Source organism: Streptomyces sp. NPDC043726 (assembly GCF_056436565.1).
In genome coordinates, this window is record NZ_JBWKCI010000023.1 from 19,592 (window position 1) to 35,559 (window position 15,968).

A 15,968-nucleotide genomic window follows, 5' to 3' on the forward strand; every position below is an offset into this window, starting at 1 on the left:
GCGCGGGATCTCAGCGGAACGCGGGATCTCAGCTTCCGAGGATCAGCGATGCCCCGAGGGCGAGCATCGTGGCGGCGACCAGACCGTCCACCACCCGCCAGGCCGTGGGCCGGGACAGGAACGGGCTGAGCAGCCGCGCCCCGAAACCGAGCGCGGCGAACCAGCACAGGCTGGCGAGGACGGCGCCGAGCCCGAAGGTCCAGCGCAGATCGCCCCGGTCGGCGGCGATGGAGCCGAGCAGGAAGACGGTGTCGAGGTAGACGTGCGGGTTGAGCCAGGTCATCGCCAGACAGGTCAGCACCGCCCGCCGCCGGGACCCGGTGGCCTCCCCGTCGGTCCGCAGGGCGCCGACGGGACGGAACACGCGCCGGGCGGCGAGTGCGCCGTAAGCGATCAGGAAGGCGCCGCCGATCCAGCCGATCGCGGTCAGCGCCCCCGGCCAGGCCACCACCACCGCCCCGACTCCGCCCACGCCGAGGGCGATGAGGGCGGCGTCGGACAGGGCGCAGATGCCGACGACGGCGAGGACCGCGTCGCGGCGGATCCCCTGGCGCAGGACGAAGGCGTTCTGGGCGCCGATGGCGACGATGAGCGAGAGACCGGTACCGAATCCGGCGGCGGCCGTGGCGAGTGCGGTGGGCATGTCCTCGACGCTAGGGACGTCCGGATCCTGTGTACAGCTAAAGATTCTTACGTAGCATTAGCTCTCGTGATGGTGACGGAGCTGCCGCTGGACCATGTACGTACGCTGCTCGCCGTGGTGGACGAGGGGACCTTCGACGCCGCGGCGGCCGAGCTGCATGTGACACCGTCCGCGGTCAGCCAGCGGGTGAAGGCGCTCGAACAGCGCACGGGGCGCGTGCTGCTGGTCCGCACGAAACCGGTGCGCCCCACCGAGTCGGGCGCGGTCGTGGTGCGGTTCGCGCGGCAGCTCGCCCGGCTGGAGCGGGACGCCCGAGCGGAACTCGGCATGGGCGGCGCCGAGGAGGAGCCGACCCGGGTGTCGGTCGCGGTGAACGCCGACTCGCTGGCGACCTGGTTCCTGGACGCGCTCACCCGCGTACCGTCCGCGCCACGGCTCTGCTTCGAACTGCGCCGCGAGGACGAGGCGCATACGGCGGCCCTGCTCCGGGAGGGCCAGGTGATGGCGGCCGTCACCTCCGCTTCCGAGCCCGTGGCGGGGTGCTCCGTCCGTTCGCTCGGGAAGATGCGCTACCTCGCCGCGGCGAGCCCCGGCTTCGCCGACCGCCATCTCGACGGACCGCTGCGCGAGGCGTTGCCGGGCGCGCCGGTGGTGACCTTCGACCGCAGCGACGACCATCAGGACGCGTTCGTGCGGCGGCTGCGGCGCGGCCGGGGCGGCGCGAGTGCCGTCCGGCACCGGATCCCCACCTCCGAGGGGTTCGTGGCGTCGATCGCGGCCGGCCTCGGCTGGGGAATGGTGCCGGAGATCCAGGCCGGGGACCTGTTCGACACCGGGCGCCTGGTCTCCCTCGCGCCGGAGCGCGCGCTGGACGTCCCGCTGTACTGGCAGCAGTGGAAGCTGGACTCGCCGGCACTGGCGGCCGTGGCGGAGGCGGTGGCCGGGACGGCGGCGGAGGTGCTCCGGCCTTAGGAGGCCCGGACGACCTTGAGCCGGGCCTCGGCGCTGTCCAGAAGCATGTCCAGTGCCGTGGGATAGGCGCTGGTCACCATGCGTGTCGCGAGCAGGGGCGCGGCCTCCGCGATCCGGGGGTGGGTGGTGCGGGGCAGCCGGGCGTACGTCGAGCGCCACATCGCCTCGTCGGCGCGCTGGGAGGCGCTCGGCAGGGTCAGCGAGGCGGCGTCCAGGGCGGCGAAGGCCAGGGTCTGGTCGATGAAGGCGTGGTAGATCCGCACGGTCTCCGGCAGCGGGAAGCCGGCGGCGCGCAGCACGTCCAGCACGGCCTCGTCGGCGGCGAGTTCGTTCGCCCGGCCGGTGACCCGGTTGGTGGTCAGCAGGGCGGCCTGCGGGTGGGCGACGTAGGCCGCGTGGATCCGGAGTCCGACCGCCTTGAGGTCGGCCCGCCACTCCCCCGTCGCCCGCCAGCCCTTGAGCGCCTGCCCGATGAGCGCGTCGCCGATCGCGAGGGTCAGGTCGTCCATGCCGCGGAAGTACCGGTACAGCGTGCTCGGGTCGGCGTCCAGGGCCAGACCGAGGCGGCGGGCGGTGAGCCCGGCGCTGCCGTGCTCGCGCAGCAGCCGCAGCGCGGTCTCGACGATCAGCGCCTCGGACAGCACGGTGCCGCTCTTGGTCGGCCTGCGTCGGCGCCGCTTCTCCTCGGGGACCACTGGTTTCGGCACGCCCGCCTCCTACTCTTATGCCAACGCCATTGACCTTACGTGAGCGGCGGGCGTTGTATCTCCGTCAGGGCCCCGCTTTCTCCGCAACCTCCAGCAGGGAGTTCTCGTCATGCGTGTACTGCTCGTGGGCGCCGGTGGTGTGGGCACCGCCGTCACCCGGATCGCCGCCCGGCGCCCGTTCTTCGAGGCGATGGTGGTCGCCGACTACGACCCGGCGCGCGCCGAGGCGGCGGTGGAGTTCCTCGACGACCCCCGGTTCCGCGCCGAGCGCGTCGACGCCTCCGACGAGGCCGCCGTCACCGCGCTGCTGCGCCGGCACTCCTGCGACGTCCTCCTCAACGCCACCGACCCGCGCTTCGTGATGCCGCTGTTCCGGGCGGCTCGCGCGGCCGGCGCCTCCTACGTGGACATGGCGATGTCCCTGTCGCGTCCGCATCCCGAGCGCCCGTACGCCGAGTGCGGGGTCAAGCTCGGCGACGAGCAGTTCGCCGAGGCCGAGGAGTGGGCGAAGGACGGGGCGCTGGCGCTCGTCGGCATGGGTGTGGAGCCGGGCCTCTCGGACGTCTTCGCCCGGCACGCGGCCGATGAGCTCTTCGACGAGATCGAGGAGATCGGCGTCCGCGACGGCGCGAACCTCACCGTCGACGGCTATGACTTCGCCCCCTCGTTCAGCATCTGGACCACGATCGAGGAGTGCCTCAACCCGCCGGTCGTCTACGAGGCCGGCCGGGGCTGGTTCACCACCGAGCCGTTCAGCGAGCCCGAGGTGTTCGACTTCCCCGAGGGCATCGGCCCGGTGGAGTGCGTGAACGTGGAGCACGAGGAGGTGCTGCTGGTCCCCCGCTGGGTCGACGCCCGCCGGGTGACCTTCAAGTACGGCCTGGGCCAGGAGTTCATCGACACGCTGAAGACCCTGCACCTGCTGGGCCTGGACCGCACCGAGCGGGTGACCGTGCCGGGCCCCGGCGGACCGGTCGAGGTCTCACCGCGGGACGTCGTCGCCGCCTGTCTGCCCGATCCGGCGACGCTGGGCGAGCGCATGCGCGGCAAGACGTGTGCGGGCACGTGGGTGCGGGGCGTGAAGGACGGGGCGGCGCGGGAGGTGTACCTGTACCACGTCGTCGACAACGAGTGGTCGATGGCCGAGTACGGTTGCCAGGCCGTGGTGTGGCAGACGGCAGTCAATCCGGTCGTCGCCCTCGAACTCCTCGCCGGCGGCGCCTGGTCGGGCTCCGGAGTGCTCGGCCCGGAGGCCTTCCCCGCCCGCCCGTTCCTGGATCTGCTGACCGACTACGGCTCCCCCTGGGGCCTGCGCGAGCAGTGATCGCGCGGCGAACCAGGATTCAGTGGTTTCACTCCCGTATCGACAGGTGACCCGAAAGCGACTAAAAGCTTCCGAAGGGGCACGTACGAATGGGAACGCAGGTGACTGCGATGGACGACTGGCGCGACCATGCCGCATGCCGCGAGGAGGACCCGGACCTCTTCTTCCCGATCGGCACCTCCGGCCCGGCCCTCTTGCAGACGCTGCAGGCGAAGGCGGTCTGCGGACGCTGTCCGGTACGGGAGCGGTGCCTGAGCTGGGCGCTGGACACCGAACAGGCGGTCGGCGTGTGGGGCGGCACGAGCGAGGGCGAACGGCAGGCGATGCTCCGCAAGACGGCGGCGCGGCGAAGGAGCGGCTGATCGCCGTCAGGCGTCGTCGGGCGCCTGGCTCCCCGGCAGCCTCAGGTCGTCGGGCGCCTCGCTCCCCGGCGGCCTCAGGTCGTCGGGCGCCTCGCCCCCCGGCAGCCTCAAGGTGAACACCGAGCCGCTGCCCTGCTCGCTCGTCGCCTCGGCCGTACCGCCGTGGGCGGCCAGCAGGTGGCGGACGATGGGCAGGCCGAGGCCGCTGCCTCCGGTACGGCGGCTGCGGGACTTCTCCGCCCGCCAGAACCGGTCGAAGACGTGCGGGAGGTCCTCGGCGGCGATGCCCGTCCCGGTGTCGGTGACGGTCAGGACGACGTCCTCGCCGTCCCGGCGCGCGGCCAGGGTGACGGTGCCGCCCCGCGGGGTGTGCCGCAACGCGTTGGAGACGAGGTTGCCGAGCGCCTGCCGCATCCGGACCGGGTCGGCGTCCAGCCAGGGCGCGCCCTCGGCCGTGGTGCGCAGGGCGACGCCCGCGGCGTCGGCGGCCACGCGGTGGGCGGCGGCGACCTGGTCGAGGAGTTCGTCGGCGCGGACGGGTTCCCGGCGCAGCCGCAGGGTGCCGGCGTCGGCGTCGGCGAGGTCCTGGAGATCGTCGATGACGCGCTGGAGGACGAGTGCCTCCTCGTGCAGGGAGGCGAGCAGGGCGGGGTCGGGTTCGACGAGGCCGTCGCGGGTGACCTCCAGCCAGCCGCGGATGTTGGTGAGCGGGCTGCGCAGTTCGTGGGCGATGTCGCTGACCATCGCCTTGCGCTGGGCCTCCAACCGGGCCCGGCGCTCGGTGAGTTCGTTGAAGGCCGCGGCGAGGATGCCGGTCTCGTCGCGGGTGGTGACGGGCACCCGCACGTGCAGGTCCGGGGGCTGCTGGGCGGCCGCGGTCAGCGCTCGCAGGGGGCGGACGAGCCGGGTCGCGACGACGGCGGTCACGGCCACCGTGACGGCGAGCACCAGGCCCGCGGCCCCCACGACCTTGGTCCAGTTCGCCGGGGACAGGTCGAAGCGGACGGTGGGCCGGTCCCCCACCCCGAGGAACAGATGGGCGGCCGGGGCGACATAGGGGTCGAGCTGGGCCCGGAGGGCCTGGTCGACACAGGCCCGCGCCTGTCGCTGGGCCCGCTGTTGCGGCTGCGCCTTCAGCTTGCCCATCACGTACCGGGTGTCCAGCTTCCTTTCGGTGACGTCGACGGTGACGAACAGCGGCTCGTGAAAGCCCAGTTCCCGCCCGTCCAGACAGCTGCGGGCGTGGGCGGTCAGCTGGGCCAGCGCCTTCTCCTCGGTTGCGGTCGGGGTGTTGAGCCGTCCGTCGGCGCACTCCAGCGGCACGTAGTCGACGGCGCTGCCGTCCTGGTCGGTGAGGACCGGGCGGCCGGTCGGGGTGCGCGCCACGGTCACGACGACTGCGTTGCGCTCGTAGCACTCGCGCCGTTCCTCGGCGAGCGCGTCCAGGGCGGCGCGTTCGGCCGCGGGCAGCCGGTAGGGGCCGACCACGCGCGGGTCGACGCCGCCACGCTGGGCACCGAGGTCGGTGTGGGTGTCGGTGCTCAGCGGGTCGACGGTGGCGGCCGCGCGCGGCGGCAGCGGGGTGCCGGGCGGGGCGGAGTCGGCGATGGCCCTGCGGTCGGCGGTGGTGAGGGCGATGCGCCGGCCGATCCGCTCGGACAGCTCCCCCAACTGGGCCTCCACGCCTCTCCAGTCGGCGTGCGTCGCCGCGTAGCCGCTGAGCCGGGTCAGGACGTCCATGTCGTCGGCGAGGACCTGGCCCTGTTCCTCGCGCAGGGCGCGGGTGGTGGTCTCCACCGCCAGCCAGGCCGTGGCCGCCACCGAGCACACGGCGATCAGCACCGAGGCGATGAGCAGCCGGACCAGCAGCCGCTTGCGCAGCGGTATCCCGGACCTCATCCCCGGCCGCCGCTGAGCTTGTAGCCCACCCCGAACACCGTCAGCAGCCGGGCCGGGCGCCGCGGGTCGGCCTCGATCTTGCGGCGCAGGTTCATGATGTGGACGTCCACGGCCCGTTCGGTGGAGGCCCGGTCGGTGCCCCGGGTGCACTCCAGCAACTGCCGCCGGGAGAAGACGCGTTCCGGCTCGGCGGTCATGGCGAGCAGGATCTGGAACTCGGCCGGCGTGCACTCCACCGGCCGCCCGTCGCAGCGCACCTCGTGCCGTGCCGGATCGACGGCGATGCCGGCGGCCCGTACGACGGGATCCTCCCGCTTGTCCGCCGCCCGCCCGCTGCGCCGCAGCACGGTACGGATGCGGGCCATCAGCTCGCGCGGGCTGTACGGCTTGGTCATGTAGTCGTCGGCGCCGAGCTCCAGGCCCAGCAGGACGTCGTCCTCGGCGGAGCGGGCGGTGAGCATCAGCACCGGGATGTCGCCGTCCCGGCGCAGCACCCGGCACACCCCGAAGCCGTCGATCACCGGCAGCATCAGGTCCAGCACGACCAGATCGGGACGGAGCCGGCGGGCCGCGTCCAGGGCGGCGGGGCCGTCGTGGACCACGGTGGCGGTGTGACCCTCCGCCAGCAGGGAGCGCCGTATCAGTTCGGCCTGCATCTCGTCGTCCTCGGCGACCAGCACATGTGCGCACACTCGGCGGATCCTAGGCGTCGGCGGGAATCAGCGGGCGAGGGAGACCCGGTCGCCCATGACGACGACGGGGTTCTTGGCGGGATCCAGAGCGAGGAGAAGGGCCTTCATGTGCTCGCGGTCGAGGCTGACGCAGCCGTGGGTGGGGCCGTCGTGGTCCACGTGCAGCCATATGCCGCCGCCCCGGTCCGCGCCGAGCGGGCGGGTCCAGTCCAGGGGTGAGGTACCGGGCTCGCGGTTGTAGTCGATGGCGACGACGTAGTCGAAGGAGCCCGCGAGGGGTTCGCCCTCGAATCCGGTGCCGGTCGCGGTGAATCCGGTGGAGCGGTCGTACGGCAGTTTCGTGCCGGGGTCGCCGAGCAGCCCGCCCGCGTCGGTGAGGGTGAACACGCCGATGGGGCTGCGCAGGTCGCCGAGCCGGTGGTGGTCGGTCCAGCCGCGCAGGGCGTTGTGCGCGTCCCAGGTGGCCCGGGGCTCCCACCCCGCGTCGGTGCGCTCGTACAGCACGGCCGTGGACCGCGAGGAGTTCTTGCCGCGTCCGGTCACCACGACCGCCTGGCGGGTGTCGGAGGGCACCTCGGCCCAGGTGCGGGGTCCGAGTCCGGGCAGTTGCCGCGGGGCGAGGTCGAGGGAGATCCCGGGCTGCGGCGCGCTGGTCGTGGGGGCCGGGGCGGCGGGGGTGTTCGCCACGGTCCCGGTGCCGCAGCCGGTGAGCATGAGGGACGCGGCCAGCAGTACGGCGCGACGGTTCGGCGTGATCATGCGTCGACCCTGACGGACACTTGTGAGGAACCCGTCAGCCCCGTGTGGAAAGGCCCGACCGTGAGCTTGCGCATCCGCCGTGTCTACGAACCGCCCGTGCCGGAGGACGGTGTACGCGTCCTGGTCGACCGGCTCTGGCCGCGCGGTCTTTCCAAGGACGCCGCCCGCGTCGACGAGTGGCCCAAGGCGATCACCCCGTCGACCGACCTGCGCCGCTGGTACCACGCGGGCGAGGGCTCGTACGAGGAGTTCGCCGCCCGCTACGAGGCGGAGCTGACCGGCCCCGAGGCGGACGAACTCCTCGACCATGTGCGGGAGTTGGCGGGCAAGGGTCGGGTGACCCTGCTGACGGCCGCGAAGACTCCGGAGGAGAGCCACGCGGCCGTCCTGGCCCGGCTGCTGGGCTGAAGCTCAGCCGGTCTGCTGGGCCGCCGCCCGTCCCGCCGCCCGCCCCGAGAACAGGCAGCCGCCGAGGAAGGTGCCCTCCAGGGCGTTGTAGCCGTGGACGCCGCCGCCGCCGAAGCCGGCCACCTCCCCCGCCGCGTACAGACCGCCAACGGGCTGTCCGTCGGCGCCGAGGGCGCGGGAGTCGAGGTCGGTCTGGATGCCGCCGAGGGTCTTGCGGGTGAGGACGTGCAGCTTGACGCCGATCAGCGGGCCGGCCGCCGGGTCGAGGATCCGGTGCGGGGTGGCGACGCGGCCGAGGCGGTCGCCGATGTAGCGGCGGGCGTTGCGGATGCCCTGTACCTGGGCGTCCTTGCTGTAGGGGTTGGCGAGCTGGAGGTCGCGGGCCTCGATCTGGCGCCGCATCTCGGCCGCGTCCAGGAGCGGCTTCTCGGTCAACCGGTTCATCTTCTCCACCAGTTGCTCCAGGTTCGGGGCGGTCACGAAGTCCGCGCCCTTGCGCAGGAACGCGTCCACCGGACCCGGCGCGCCCTTGCCCAGGACGCGCTCCTTGAGGAAGCCCGCCCGGTCCTTGGCGGTGATGTCGGGGTTCTGCTCGGAGCCGGAGAGCGCGAACTCCTTCTCGATGATCTTCTGGGTGAGGATGAACCAGGAGTGGGAGTGGCCGGCGATGTCCTCCGTGGTGCGCAGGTACTTCAGGGTGCCGAGGGTGTCGTAGCCGGGCAGGCAGGGGTCGGGCAGCCGGCGGCCGAGCGCGTCGAACCACATGGAGGACGGGCCGGGCAGGATGCGGATGCCGTGCCCCGGCCAGATCGGGTCCCAGTTCTGCAGACCCTCGGTGTAGTGCCACATGCGGTCGCGGTTGACCAGCCGTACGCCCGCCTGCGCGCTGATGTCGAGCATCCGGCCGTCGACGTAGGCGGGCACGCCGGTGACCATCCGCTCGGGTGGGGTGCCGAGGCGCTCGGGCCAGTAGCGGCGGACGATGTCGTGGTCGGCGCCGATGCCGCCGGAGGTGACGATCACCGCCTGGGCGGTCAGCTCGAAGTCGCCGACCGGGTCGCGGTTGGAGCGCACACCGCGCGCCGAGCCGTCCTCGGCGAGGAGGGTGCCGCGCACACCTCGCGCCTGGCCCTCCTCGATGACGAGTTCGTCGACCCGGTGGCGGTGGTGGAAGGTCAGCAGCCCGTCCCGCGCGGCCTGCTTGGCGTGGTCGACGAAGGGCTCGACGACGCCCGTGCCGGTGCCCCAGGCGATGTGGAAGCGGGGCACGGAATTGCCGTGCCCGTGGGCGCGCAGGTCACCGCGCTCCGCCCAGCCGACCGTGGGCAGGAACTTGATGCCGTGCCCTTCCAGCCAGGACCGCTTCTCCCCGGCCGCGAACTCGACGTAGGCCCGCGCCCAGCGCACCGCCCAGGAGTCCTCGTCGTCGACGCGGTCGAAGCCCGCGCTGCCCTGCCAGTCGTTCCAGGCCAGGTCGAAGGAGTCCTTGATGCCCAGGCGCCGCTGCTCCGGGGAGCCGACGAGGAACAGCCCGCCGAACGACCAGAAGGCCTGTCCGCCCAGGTTGTTGGCGTTCTCCTGGTCCACCAGGGCCACCCGGCGGCCCCGGCTGGTGAGTTCGTGCGCGGCGACCAGGCCCGCGAGGCCCGCTCCGACGACGATGACGTCGGCATCCATGGCGACCGTTCCCTTCCTCATTCGGGGGTGCCGCTGCCGTCGGTCAGCAGGGCGGTGAGCAGTTGCTTGAGCCAGGCGCGGGCGCTGTCAACGTCCTTGTCCAGCAGCAGTTGGGTGGTGACCCCGTCGTACGCGGCGACGACCGCGCGGGCGGCGCCGTCGATCCCGCCGAACACGGCGGGCAGTGCGGTGGGCCCGGTGGCCCGGGCGAGCCGGTCGGCGATGGCCTCGCGCAGCCGCTCGCGGTGCTCCAGCAGGGTCTGGGCGACGGCCGGGTCCCGGGCGGCGTGCACCAGGAAGTCCGTCTTGACGAGCAGCCAGTCCACGTCGAGCAGCAGCACCTCGGTGACCCGGTCCACCGACTGCGTCACGTCGAGGTCGGGCCCGTCCAGCGCCAGCGCGCCCGCGACCTGCTCGGCGATCAGGTCGGCGCGCTGCCGGTACAGGGCGAAGAACAGCTGGTCGAGGCTGGCGAAGTTGGAGTAGAAGGCGCCCCGGCTGTAGCCGGCGGCCTCGCAGACCTCCTCGATGGAGACCCGCCCGAACCCCTTGGCGGCGAACACCTCGAACGCGGCGTCGAGCAGATTGGCCCGCGTCCGCACGCGACGCCTGGTCACGCGCCGTGCCGCCTGCTCCGCCACGATGGCCGCCCCTTCATCCGATACGGGAATGTATCCGATACACCAGTGCATCGAAAGGCCTGTGACATGCACGATCGCCCGGGATCATAGATAGGAACACATTTTCGAATCAGGAGTACGCTGGACTCATGACCACGCACCTCCAGGGCTCCCTCTTCGACCAGACGGACGAGCTGCGCCTCGGCCCGCTCGACGGGATCCGCCGGACCGGGCTCGGCCGCGGCGCCTGGATCGACGTGCTGCCGGGCTGGCTCAGCGGCGCGGACATCCTGTTCGAACAGCTGGCCGCGGAGGTCCCCTGGCGAGCCGAGCGCCGCAAGATGTACGACCAGGTCGTCGACGTCCCCCGGCTGCTGGCTTTCTACGGCGCGGACGACCCGCTGCCGCATCCCGTACTGGACGAGGCGCGCACCGCGCTGACCGCGCACTACGCCGAGGAGCTGGGCGAGCCGTTCACCACGGCCGGCCTGTGCCACTACCGCGACGGCCGGGACAGCGTCGCCTGGCACGGCGACCGGATCGGCCGGGGCGCCCGCGAGGACACCATGGTCGCCATCCTCTCCGTCGGCGCGCCCCGCGACCTCCTCCTGCGCCCGACGGGCGGCGGCGGCGAGACTGTGCGCCGTCCCCTGGGCCACGGGGACCTGATCGTGATGGGCGGCTCCTGCCAGCGGACCTGGGAACACGCGATCCCCAAGTCGACCCGCGCCACGGGCCCCCGCATCAGCGTCCAGTTCCGGCCGCACGGCGTGAACTGAGCCGCCGGCCATCTGCTTTGCTGTTCCCGTCGGGCGGACAACCTCGGGATGTGGAACGGCCATGCGGGCAGACGTACGTCAAGTAGCCGACGGCACCTATCTGGTGCACGGCTCCAACACCAACTGGGTGATCCTCGCCGAGGGAGACGCCGTCACCCTCGTCGACACCGGGTACCCCGGCGACCGGGACCAGGTCCTCGCCTCCCTCACGGAGGTGGGCAGTTCACCGGAGGCCGTAGCGGCCGTCCTGATCACCCACGCGCACAACGACCACCTCGGCTCGGCGGAGTTCCTGCGCGCCTCCTACGGCACACCGGTGCTGCTGCACGAGGCCGAAGTACCGCACGCGCGGCGGGAGTTCCTGCACCAGGTGACCGTGGGCAAGATCCTGCGCAACGGCTGGCGGCCCGGGGTCGTGCCCTGGGCACTGCACGCCCTGCACTCGGGCGGCACGGCCCATGTGCCGGTGACCGCGCCGGCGGCGTTCGCCCCGGGCGCCCCGCTGGACCTGCCCGGGCGACCGGTCCCCGTGCACACCCCCGGCCACACCGACGGCCACTGCGCGTTCCACCTCCCCGGCACCGGCGTACTGATCGCCGGTGACGCGCTGGTGAGCGGGCACCCGACGTCCCGGATCAAGGGCCCGCAACTGCTGCCCGACATGTTCCACCGCGAGCGCGCCCGCACCGTCGTGTCCCTGGAGGTACTGGCCGAGCTGGAGGGCGATCTCCTGCTGCCCGGCCACGGTCCCGCCCACCGCGGTCCGGTCCGTGAAGCGGCACTTCAAGCGCGGGAGCGGGCCGTTTAGGGTGAGGTGACGATCACCGGCGAGACGATCACCGCGAGACGAGGACACCCCGCCCATGGCCCTGCAGATCAGCGCGACCAACCCCGAACATCCCGCGCTCCTGCTGGAGCTGCCGTGGCACCTGCCGCTGGAGGACTGGCCGGAGGAGTACCTCGTGCCGCTGCCGCGCGGCATCTCCCGGCACGTCGTGCGCTACGCCCGCGCCGGTGAGGAGGTCATCGCGGTCAAGGAGCTGGCCGAGCGGCCCGCGCTGCGCGAGTACGAACTGCTGCGCGACCTGGACCGGATCGGCATCCCGGCGGTGGATCCGCTCGCCGTCGTCACCGGCCGCACCGACTCCGGCGGCGCTCCCCTGGAGCCGGTGCTGGTCACCCGGCACCTCGGCGGCTCCATGCCGTACCGCTCGATGTTCGAGACGACGATGCGCCCGGCGACCATGCACCGGCTGATGGACGCCCTGGCCGTGCTGCTGGTGCGGCTGCACCTGGCCGGGTTCGCCTGGGGCGACTGCTCGCTGTCCAACACCCTCTTCCGGCGCGACGCGGGCGCCTACGCCGCCTACCTGGTCGACGCCGAGACCGGAGACCTGCACCCGCAGCTGAGCCCCGGCCAGCGGGACTACGACCTCGACCTCGCCCGCGTCAACATCAGCGGTGAGCTGCTGGACCTGGAGGCGTCCGGCGCCCTGCACCCCTCGGTGGACCCGATCGAGTTCGGCACCGAGATCTGCGCCCGCTACCGGGGCCTGTGGCAGGAGCTGACCCGCACCTCGGTCTACCCGGCCGGGAAGTACCACTACATCGAGCGCCGGATCCGCCGCCTGAACGACCTCGGTTTCGACGTCGCCGAGATGCAGATCGAGCACTCCTCCAACGGCGACACCGTCACCTTCGTGCCCAAGGTCGTCGACGCCGGCCACCACCAGCGCCAACTGCTGCGCCTGACCGGCCTGGACACCGAGGAGAACCAGGCCCGCAGGCTGCTGAACGACCTGGAGAGCTGGATGGCCACCCAGGACGACTACGCCCCGGGCGACCCCCTCGCCGCGCGTCCCGAGGTCCTCGCCCACCGCTGGGTGCGCGACGTCTTCCGGCCCACCGTGCGGGCGGTCCCGCTCGGACTGCGCGGCTCCATGGACCCCGCGGAGATCTACCACGAACTCCTGGAACACCGCTGGTACCTGTCCGAGCGGGCCCAGCACGACATAGGCCTCGACACGGCCGTACAGGACTACGTCAAGAACATCCTCCCCACGGCGCGGGAGACGCTCCAGCCGGTGTCCGAGGCCACGGACTGAGTCAGGAGGCGGGCGGCACCACGGCCACCGGGCAGTCGGCGTGGTGCAGCACACCGTGCGCGACCGAGCCGATGCGGGCGCCCACGGCCGTACGGTGGGCGCGGCGACCCACGACCATCAGCTGGGCCCGGCCGGCCACCGACAGCAGCACCTGTCCGGCGCTGCCCATCTCCACGTGCTCCACCACGTGCACGTCGGGGAACCGCTCACGCCACGGCTGCACGGCCGCGGCCAGCGCCTTCTTCTCGTAGGGCTCGAGACCGCCGGCGTCGTCCAGCAGCTTCAGCGAGGACGGGCTGTACGCGAACAGCGGCGGCAGCGTCCAGGCGCGGACCGCCCGCACGGTGGCACCGCGCGCCGCGGCCGTCTCGAACGCGAACCGCAGCGCGGCGGCGCTGTCCTCCGGCTCGCCCTGCTGGCCGACGACGATCTCGTGCCCGGCGACCTCGGCGGACGGCTGGTCCCCGGCGCGCACCAGCACGAGGGGTCGCTCGGCCTCCACGATCACCTGCTGCCCGACCGAGCCGAGCAGGAAGCCGACGACGGCGCCATGGCCACGGGAGCCGAGCACGAGCATCTCGGCGTCCACCGCGGCGGCGACGAGCGCGTCGACGGGCCCGCCCTCCGCCACCTCGACGGAGACGTCCAGACCGGGATGGCGCGCACCGAGATCCCGGGCGGCCTGCTCCACCGCCTCCCGCGCCCACTGGGCCTGCGCGTCCGGGTCCGCCTCCTCGACCGCCTCCAACGGCTGGAACCGCCAGGCGTGCACCACGCGCAGCGCCAGCCCGCGCCGGACCGCCTCACGGGCCGCCCACCCCAGTGCGGCCACGCTCTCCTCGGTGCCGTCGAATCCTGCCGTGATCGGGCGCGTCATGTCCCGGTGCCTCCCTGTGTCGCGGTCACGTCCTCGCCCCCAGTCTTCACTACGCTGCGACCATGGCCTTGGAATGGGAACAAGTGAACGTGGACGCGGCCGATCCTGTGGCGCTGGGCAGTTGGTGGGCCGAGGCGCTCGGCTGGGTGGTCCTCAACGACTCCCCCGACGAGTACGAGATCCGCCCGGCCCCGGACCGCCTTCCCGGCCTGATCTTCTGCCCGGTCCCGGAACAGAAGACGATCAAGAACCGGCTCCACCTCGACTTCCGCCCGGACGATCAGGAGGCCGAGGTCGCCCGCTTCCTCGCCCTCGGCGCCCGCCGTGCGGACGTCGGCCAGGGCGAGCAGTCCTGGGTGGTGCTGCAGGACCCGGAGGGCAACGAGTTCTGCGTCCTGTCCTCCCGCCGGCGCTGAGGGGCGACGATGGACACCGACTCGCTGAACGCGGCGGCGGACGCCTTCCAGCACGTGCGTCCGCGACTGTTCGGCATCGCCTACCGCGTCCTCGGCAGCGTGGTGGAGGCCGAGGACGTCGTGCAGGACGCGTGGGTGCGCTGGCAGGGCGCGGACCGTGACACGGTGCTGGACGCCGGGGCCTTCCTGGCGAGGACCACCACACGCCTCGCGATCAATGTGGCCCAGTCGGCGCGGGTGCGCCGGGAGGCGTACGTGGGACCGTGGCTGCCGGAGCCGGTCGACACCAGCGTGGATCCCCAGGTCGGCGCGGAGCGCGGCGAGGCGCTGGAACTGGCCGTGCTGCTGATGCTGGAGCGGCTGAACCCGGTGGAGCGCGCGGCCTACGTGCTGCGGGAAGCCTTCGATTACGGCTACGACGAGATCGCGGCCTTCCTGGAGCTGAGCCCGGTCAACACCCGCCAGATCGTCAGCCGGGCCCGCAAGCGGCTGGCCGCCGAGCGCCGGGAACCCGTCGACGCCGCACAGCACCGGCGGCTCCTCGACGCCTTCGTCGCCGCCGCCCGCGACGGAGACATCGCCGCCCTCGAAAGCGTGCTGTCGGCGGACGTCGTCACCTACGCGGACGGCAACGGCCTGCGGGGCGTGGCCCGGCTGGCGATCACCGGCGCCGAGCGCACGGCCCGGGTCACCGCCTTCGCGCACACGTTCTTCCCCGGCGCCGAGTACGCCGTCGCCGAGGCCAACGGTCTGCCCTGCCTGGTGCTGCACCAGGGCGGCACGACGGTCGCCCTTGTGAGCCTGACGGTGGGCCCCGCCGGCATCGACGGCCTGTACTGGGTCATCGCGCCGGAGAAGCTGCGGGCGTACGAGCGCTCCGCGAAGAGGGCCGCCTAGCTCTGCCTGGCGGGCCGACTCAGCCCTGCTTGAGCCAGTCCTCGTACCGCGTGGCCGCGACATGGATGCCGGCGTCGCCGGTCAGCACGTCCGGCATGCCCGCGAACAGGCTGGCCGTCTCGTCCGTCACGACCGTGCGGCCGTCCGGCTTCGCGGCGAGGGTGATCTCGCCGAACCGGTCGAGGCCGTGGATCTCGGGACCGGCGATGTCGCGGATGCCGTTCGACGGATCGCTCTGCGCCGCCTCGGCGACGGCCGCCGCGACATCGGCGGAGGCGATCGGACGCAGCGGCAGCGACGGCAGACGGACCTCGGTGCCCTCGGTGGCCATGTCCATCACCGGAGGGATGAACTCGAAGAACTGCGTGGCCCGCACCAGGCTGTAGGGCACGCCGCTGGCGCGCACGGCCTCCTCCTGGGCGACCTTGGCCTGGTAGTAGCCGTAGTCGGGCACCTGGTCGACACCGACGATGGAGAGCCCCACGTGGTGGCGGACTCCCGCCTCCTTCTCGGCCGCGAACAGGTTCCGTGCCGAGCGGGTGAAGAAGTCCAGCGCCGCCTCGGTCTCGAAGGACGGCGAGTTCGACACGTCCACGACCACGTCCGCGCCCTTCAGCGCCTCCGCGAGGCCGTCGCCGGTGAGCGTGTCCACGCCCGTGGAGGGGGCCGCGGCAACGGCCTCGTGACCGTTCTCGCCCAGCAGCGCGACCACCTGCGAACCGATCCGGCCCGTACCGCCGATCACCACGATCTTCATGTCCGTCTCCCTCAGCCGCTCTCGACGGGCCCGACGACCTCCGCCCAGCCCGGCGCGTCACCGCGCACACCAGA

The 15,968-nt window shown here is 72.8% G+C and carries 18 protein-coding genes; 9 read left to right on the plus strand and 9 right to left on the minus strand.

Annotated elements, in window-relative coordinates; translation table 11 throughout:
* Nucleotides 1-28: 28 nt before the first annotated feature.
* On the minus strand, nucleotides 29-643 hold the full coding sequence (locus AC068Z_RS40445; RefSeq protein WP_478568142.1) for a LysE/ArgO family amino acid transporter: 615 nt from the start codon (nucleotides 641-643) through the stop codon (nucleotides 29-31).
* Between the two features lie 69 nt (nucleotides 644-712).
* Between AC068Z_RS40445 and AC068Z_RS40450 the strand changes: the two genes are divergently transcribed.
* Nucleotides 713-1,615, plus strand: coding sequence for a LysR family transcriptional regulator ArgP (locus tag AC068Z_RS40450; RefSeq protein WP_478568356.1), 903 nt, complete (start codon nucleotides 713-715; stop codon nucleotides 1,613-1,615).
* Here the strand turns inward: AC068Z_RS40450 and AC068Z_RS40455 are convergent.
* Nucleotides 1,612-2,322 carry a TetR/AcrR family transcriptional regulator gene (locus AC068Z_RS40455; protein ID WP_478568145.1) on the minus strand — a complete coding sequence of 237 codons (711 nt, stop codon included), beginning with the start codon at nucleotides 2,320-2,322 and terminating at the stop codon, nucleotides 1,612-1,614. The two genes, AC068Z_RS40450 and AC068Z_RS40455, sit on opposite strands and share 4 nt — an antisense overlap.
* Before the next feature lie 109 nt (nucleotides 2,323-2,431).
* Here AC068Z_RS40455 and AC068Z_RS40460 point away from each other — a divergent pair, with 109 nt between their 5' ends.
* A complete protein-coding gene (locus AC068Z_RS40460; protein WP_478568148.1) occupies nucleotides 2,432-3,646 on the plus strand; it encodes a saccharopine dehydrogenase family protein in 1,215 nt (404 codons plus the stop codon).
* Between the two features lie 110 nt (nucleotides 3,647-3,756).
* Entirely contained in the window at nucleotides 3,757-4,008 is a 252-nt protein-coding gene (locus AC068Z_RS40465) for a WhiB family transcriptional regulator (protein ID WP_478568151.1), read from the plus strand.
* A gap of 6 nt (nucleotides 4,009-4,014) precedes the next feature.
* Here the strand turns inward: AC068Z_RS40465 and AC068Z_RS40470 are convergent, their stop codons facing one another.
* Genes AC068Z_RS40470 through AC068Z_RS40480 form a run of 3 tightly spaced genes read right to left on the minus strand, consistent with a single transcriptional unit; the run spans nucleotide 4,015 to nucleotide 7,358 of the window.
* Entirely contained in the window at nucleotides 4,015-5,907 is a 1,893-nt protein-coding gene (locus AC068Z_RS40470; RefSeq protein WP_478568154.1) for a sensor histidine kinase, read from the minus strand.
* A complete protein-coding gene (locus tag AC068Z_RS40475) occupies nucleotides 5,904-6,599 on the minus strand; it encodes a response regulator (protein ID WP_478568157.1) in 696 nt (231 codons plus the stop codon). The genes AC068Z_RS40470 and AC068Z_RS40475 overlap by 4 nt, the downstream gene beginning before the upstream one ends.
* 27 nt (nucleotides 6,600-6,626) lie before the next feature.
* Nucleotides 6,627-7,358: a L,D-transpeptidase family protein gene (locus AC068Z_RS40480; RefSeq protein WP_478568160.1), complete on the minus strand. Its 732-nt coding sequence runs from the start codon at nucleotides 7,356-7,358 to the stop codon at nucleotides 6,627-6,629.
* Between the two features lie 60 nt (nucleotides 7,359-7,418).
* On the opposite strand from AC068Z_RS40480, the gene AC068Z_RS40485 reads away from it, so the two are divergent.
* Nucleotides 7,419-7,766, plus strand: coding sequence for a DUF488 domain-containing protein (locus tag AC068Z_RS40485; protein ID WP_478568163.1), 348 nt, complete (start codon nucleotides 7,419-7,421; stop codon nucleotides 7,764-7,766).
* A gap of 3 nt (nucleotides 7,767-7,769) precedes the next feature.
* On the opposite strand, the gene AC068Z_RS40490 is transcribed toward AC068Z_RS40485, so the two are convergent.
* Complete coding sequence (locus AC068Z_RS40490; RefSeq protein WP_478568166.1) at nucleotides 7,770-9,443, minus strand: FAD-binding dehydrogenase; 1,674 nt, start codon at nucleotides 9,441-9,443, stop codon at nucleotides 7,770-7,772.
* Nucleotides 9,444-9,460: 17 nt separating this feature from the next.
* The gene (locus AC068Z_RS40495) at nucleotides 9,461-10,087 is read right to left on the minus strand and encodes a TetR/AcrR family transcriptional regulator (RefSeq protein ID WP_478568359.1); all 627 of its coding nucleotides are present in this window, start codon (nucleotides 10,085-10,087) and stop codon (nucleotides 9,461-9,463) included.
* Nucleotides 10,088-10,212: 125 nt separating this feature from the next.
* Between AC068Z_RS40495 and AC068Z_RS40500 the strand changes: the two genes are divergently transcribed.
* The 3 genes from AC068Z_RS40500 (at nucleotide 10,213) to AC068Z_RS40510 (ending at nucleotide 12,947) form a co-directional block, all read left to right on the plus strand.
* Complete coding sequence (locus AC068Z_RS40500) at nucleotides 10,213-10,842, plus strand: alpha-ketoglutarate-dependent dioxygenase AlkB (RefSeq protein WP_478568169.1); 630 nt, start codon at nucleotides 10,213-10,215, stop codon at nucleotides 10,840-10,842.
* A gap of 61 nt (nucleotides 10,843-10,903) precedes the next feature.
* On the plus strand, nucleotides 10,904-11,650 hold the full coding sequence (locus tag AC068Z_RS40505; RefSeq protein ID WP_478568172.1) for an MBL fold metallo-hydrolase: 747 nt from the start codon (nucleotides 10,904-10,906) through the stop codon (nucleotides 11,648-11,650).
* Nucleotides 11,651-11,705: 55 nt separating this feature from the next.
* Nucleotides 11,706-12,947 carry a DUF4032 domain-containing protein gene (locus AC068Z_RS40510; RefSeq protein ID WP_478568175.1) on the plus strand — a complete coding sequence of 414 codons (1,242 nt, stop codon included), beginning with the start codon at nucleotides 11,706-11,708 and terminating at the stop codon, nucleotides 12,945-12,947.
* A 1-nt stretch (nucleotide 12,948) separates the two neighbouring features.
* On the opposite strand, the gene AC068Z_RS40515 is transcribed toward AC068Z_RS40510, so the two are convergent.
* Nucleotides 12,949-13,824, minus strand: a complete 876-nt coding sequence (locus AC068Z_RS40515) for a universal stress protein (protein WP_478568178.1) — start codon at nucleotides 13,822-13,824, stop codon at nucleotides 12,949-12,951.
* A gap of 62 nt (nucleotides 13,825-13,886) precedes the next feature.
* On the opposite strand from AC068Z_RS40515, the gene AC068Z_RS40520 reads away from it, so the two are divergent.
* Both AC068Z_RS40520 and AC068Z_RS40525 read left to right on the plus strand, forming a co-directional pair.
* The gene (locus AC068Z_RS40520) at nucleotides 13,887-14,240 is read left to right on the plus strand and encodes a VOC family protein (protein ID WP_478568181.1); all 354 of its coding nucleotides are present in this window, start codon (nucleotides 13,887-13,889) and stop codon (nucleotides 14,238-14,240) included.
* A gap of 9 nt (nucleotides 14,241-14,249) precedes the next feature.
* Nucleotides 14,250-15,137: a sigma-70 family RNA polymerase sigma factor gene (locus AC068Z_RS40525; RefSeq protein ID WP_478568184.1), complete on the plus strand. Its 888-nt coding sequence runs from the start codon at nucleotides 14,250-14,252 to the stop codon at nucleotides 15,135-15,137.
* Nucleotides 15,138-15,156: 19 nt separating this feature from the next.
* Here the strand turns inward: AC068Z_RS40525 and AC068Z_RS40530 are convergent, their stop codons facing one another.
* A complete protein-coding gene (locus tag AC068Z_RS40530) occupies nucleotides 15,157-15,894 on the minus strand; it encodes an SDR family oxidoreductase (protein WP_478568187.1) in 738 nt (245 codons plus the stop codon).
* Nucleotides 15,895-15,968 lie beyond the last annotated feature (74 nt).

Bases quoted from the DNA above. Each gene is read 5' to 3' on its own strand.
- AC068Z_RS40445 (WP_478568142.1), bottom strand. From the start codon at position 643: ATGCCCACCGCACTCGCCACGGCCGCCGCCGGATTCGGTACCGGTCTC.
- AC068Z_RS40450 (WP_478568356.1), top strand. From the start codon at position 713: ATGGTGACGGAGCTGCCGCTGGACCATGTACGTACGCTGCTCGCCGTG.
- AC068Z_RS40460 (WP_478568148.1), top strand. From the start codon at position 2,432: ATGCGTGTACTGCTCGTGGGCGCCGGTGGTGTGGGCACCGCCGTCACC.
- AC068Z_RS40465 (WP_478568151.1), top strand. From the start codon at position 3,757: ATGGACGACTGGCGCGACCATGCCGCATGCCGCGAGGAGGACCCGGAC.
- AC068Z_RS40470 (WP_478568154.1), bottom strand. From the start codon at position 5,907: ATGAGGTCCGGGATACCGCTGCGCAAGCGGCTGCTGGTCCGGCTGCTC.
- AC068Z_RS40480 (WP_478568160.1), bottom strand. From the start codon at position 7,358: ATGATCACGCCGAACCGTCGCGCCGTACTGCTGGCCGCGTCCCTCATG.
- AC068Z_RS40490 (WP_478568166.1), bottom strand. From the start codon at position 9,443: ATGGATGCCGACGTCATCGTCGTCGGAGCGGGCCTCGCGGGCCTGGTC.
- AC068Z_RS40500 (WP_478568169.1), top strand. From the start codon at position 10,213: ATGACCACGCACCTCCAGGGCTCCCTCTTCGACCAGACGGACGAGCTG.
- AC068Z_RS40505 (WP_478568172.1), top strand. From the start codon at position 10,904: ATGCGGGCAGACGTACGTCAAGTAGCCGACGGCACCTATCTGGTGCAC.
- AC068Z_RS40510 (WP_478568175.1), top strand. From the start codon at position 11,706: ATGGCCCTGCAGATCAGCGCGACCAACCCCGAACATCCCGCGCTCCTG.
- AC068Z_RS40515 (WP_478568178.1), bottom strand. From the start codon at position 13,824: ATGACGCGCCCGATCACGGCAGGATTCGACGGCACCGAGGAGAGCGTG.
- AC068Z_RS40520 (WP_478568181.1), top strand. From the start codon at position 13,887: ATGGCCTTGGAATGGGAACAAGTGAACGTGGACGCGGCCGATCCTGTG.
- AC068Z_RS40525 (WP_478568184.1), top strand. From the start codon at position 14,250: ATGGACACCGACTCGCTGAACGCGGCGGCGGACGCCTTCCAGCACGTG.
- AC068Z_RS40530 (WP_478568187.1), bottom strand. From the start codon at position 15,894: ATGAAGATCGTGGTGATCGGCGGTACGGGCCGGATCGGTTCGCAGGTG.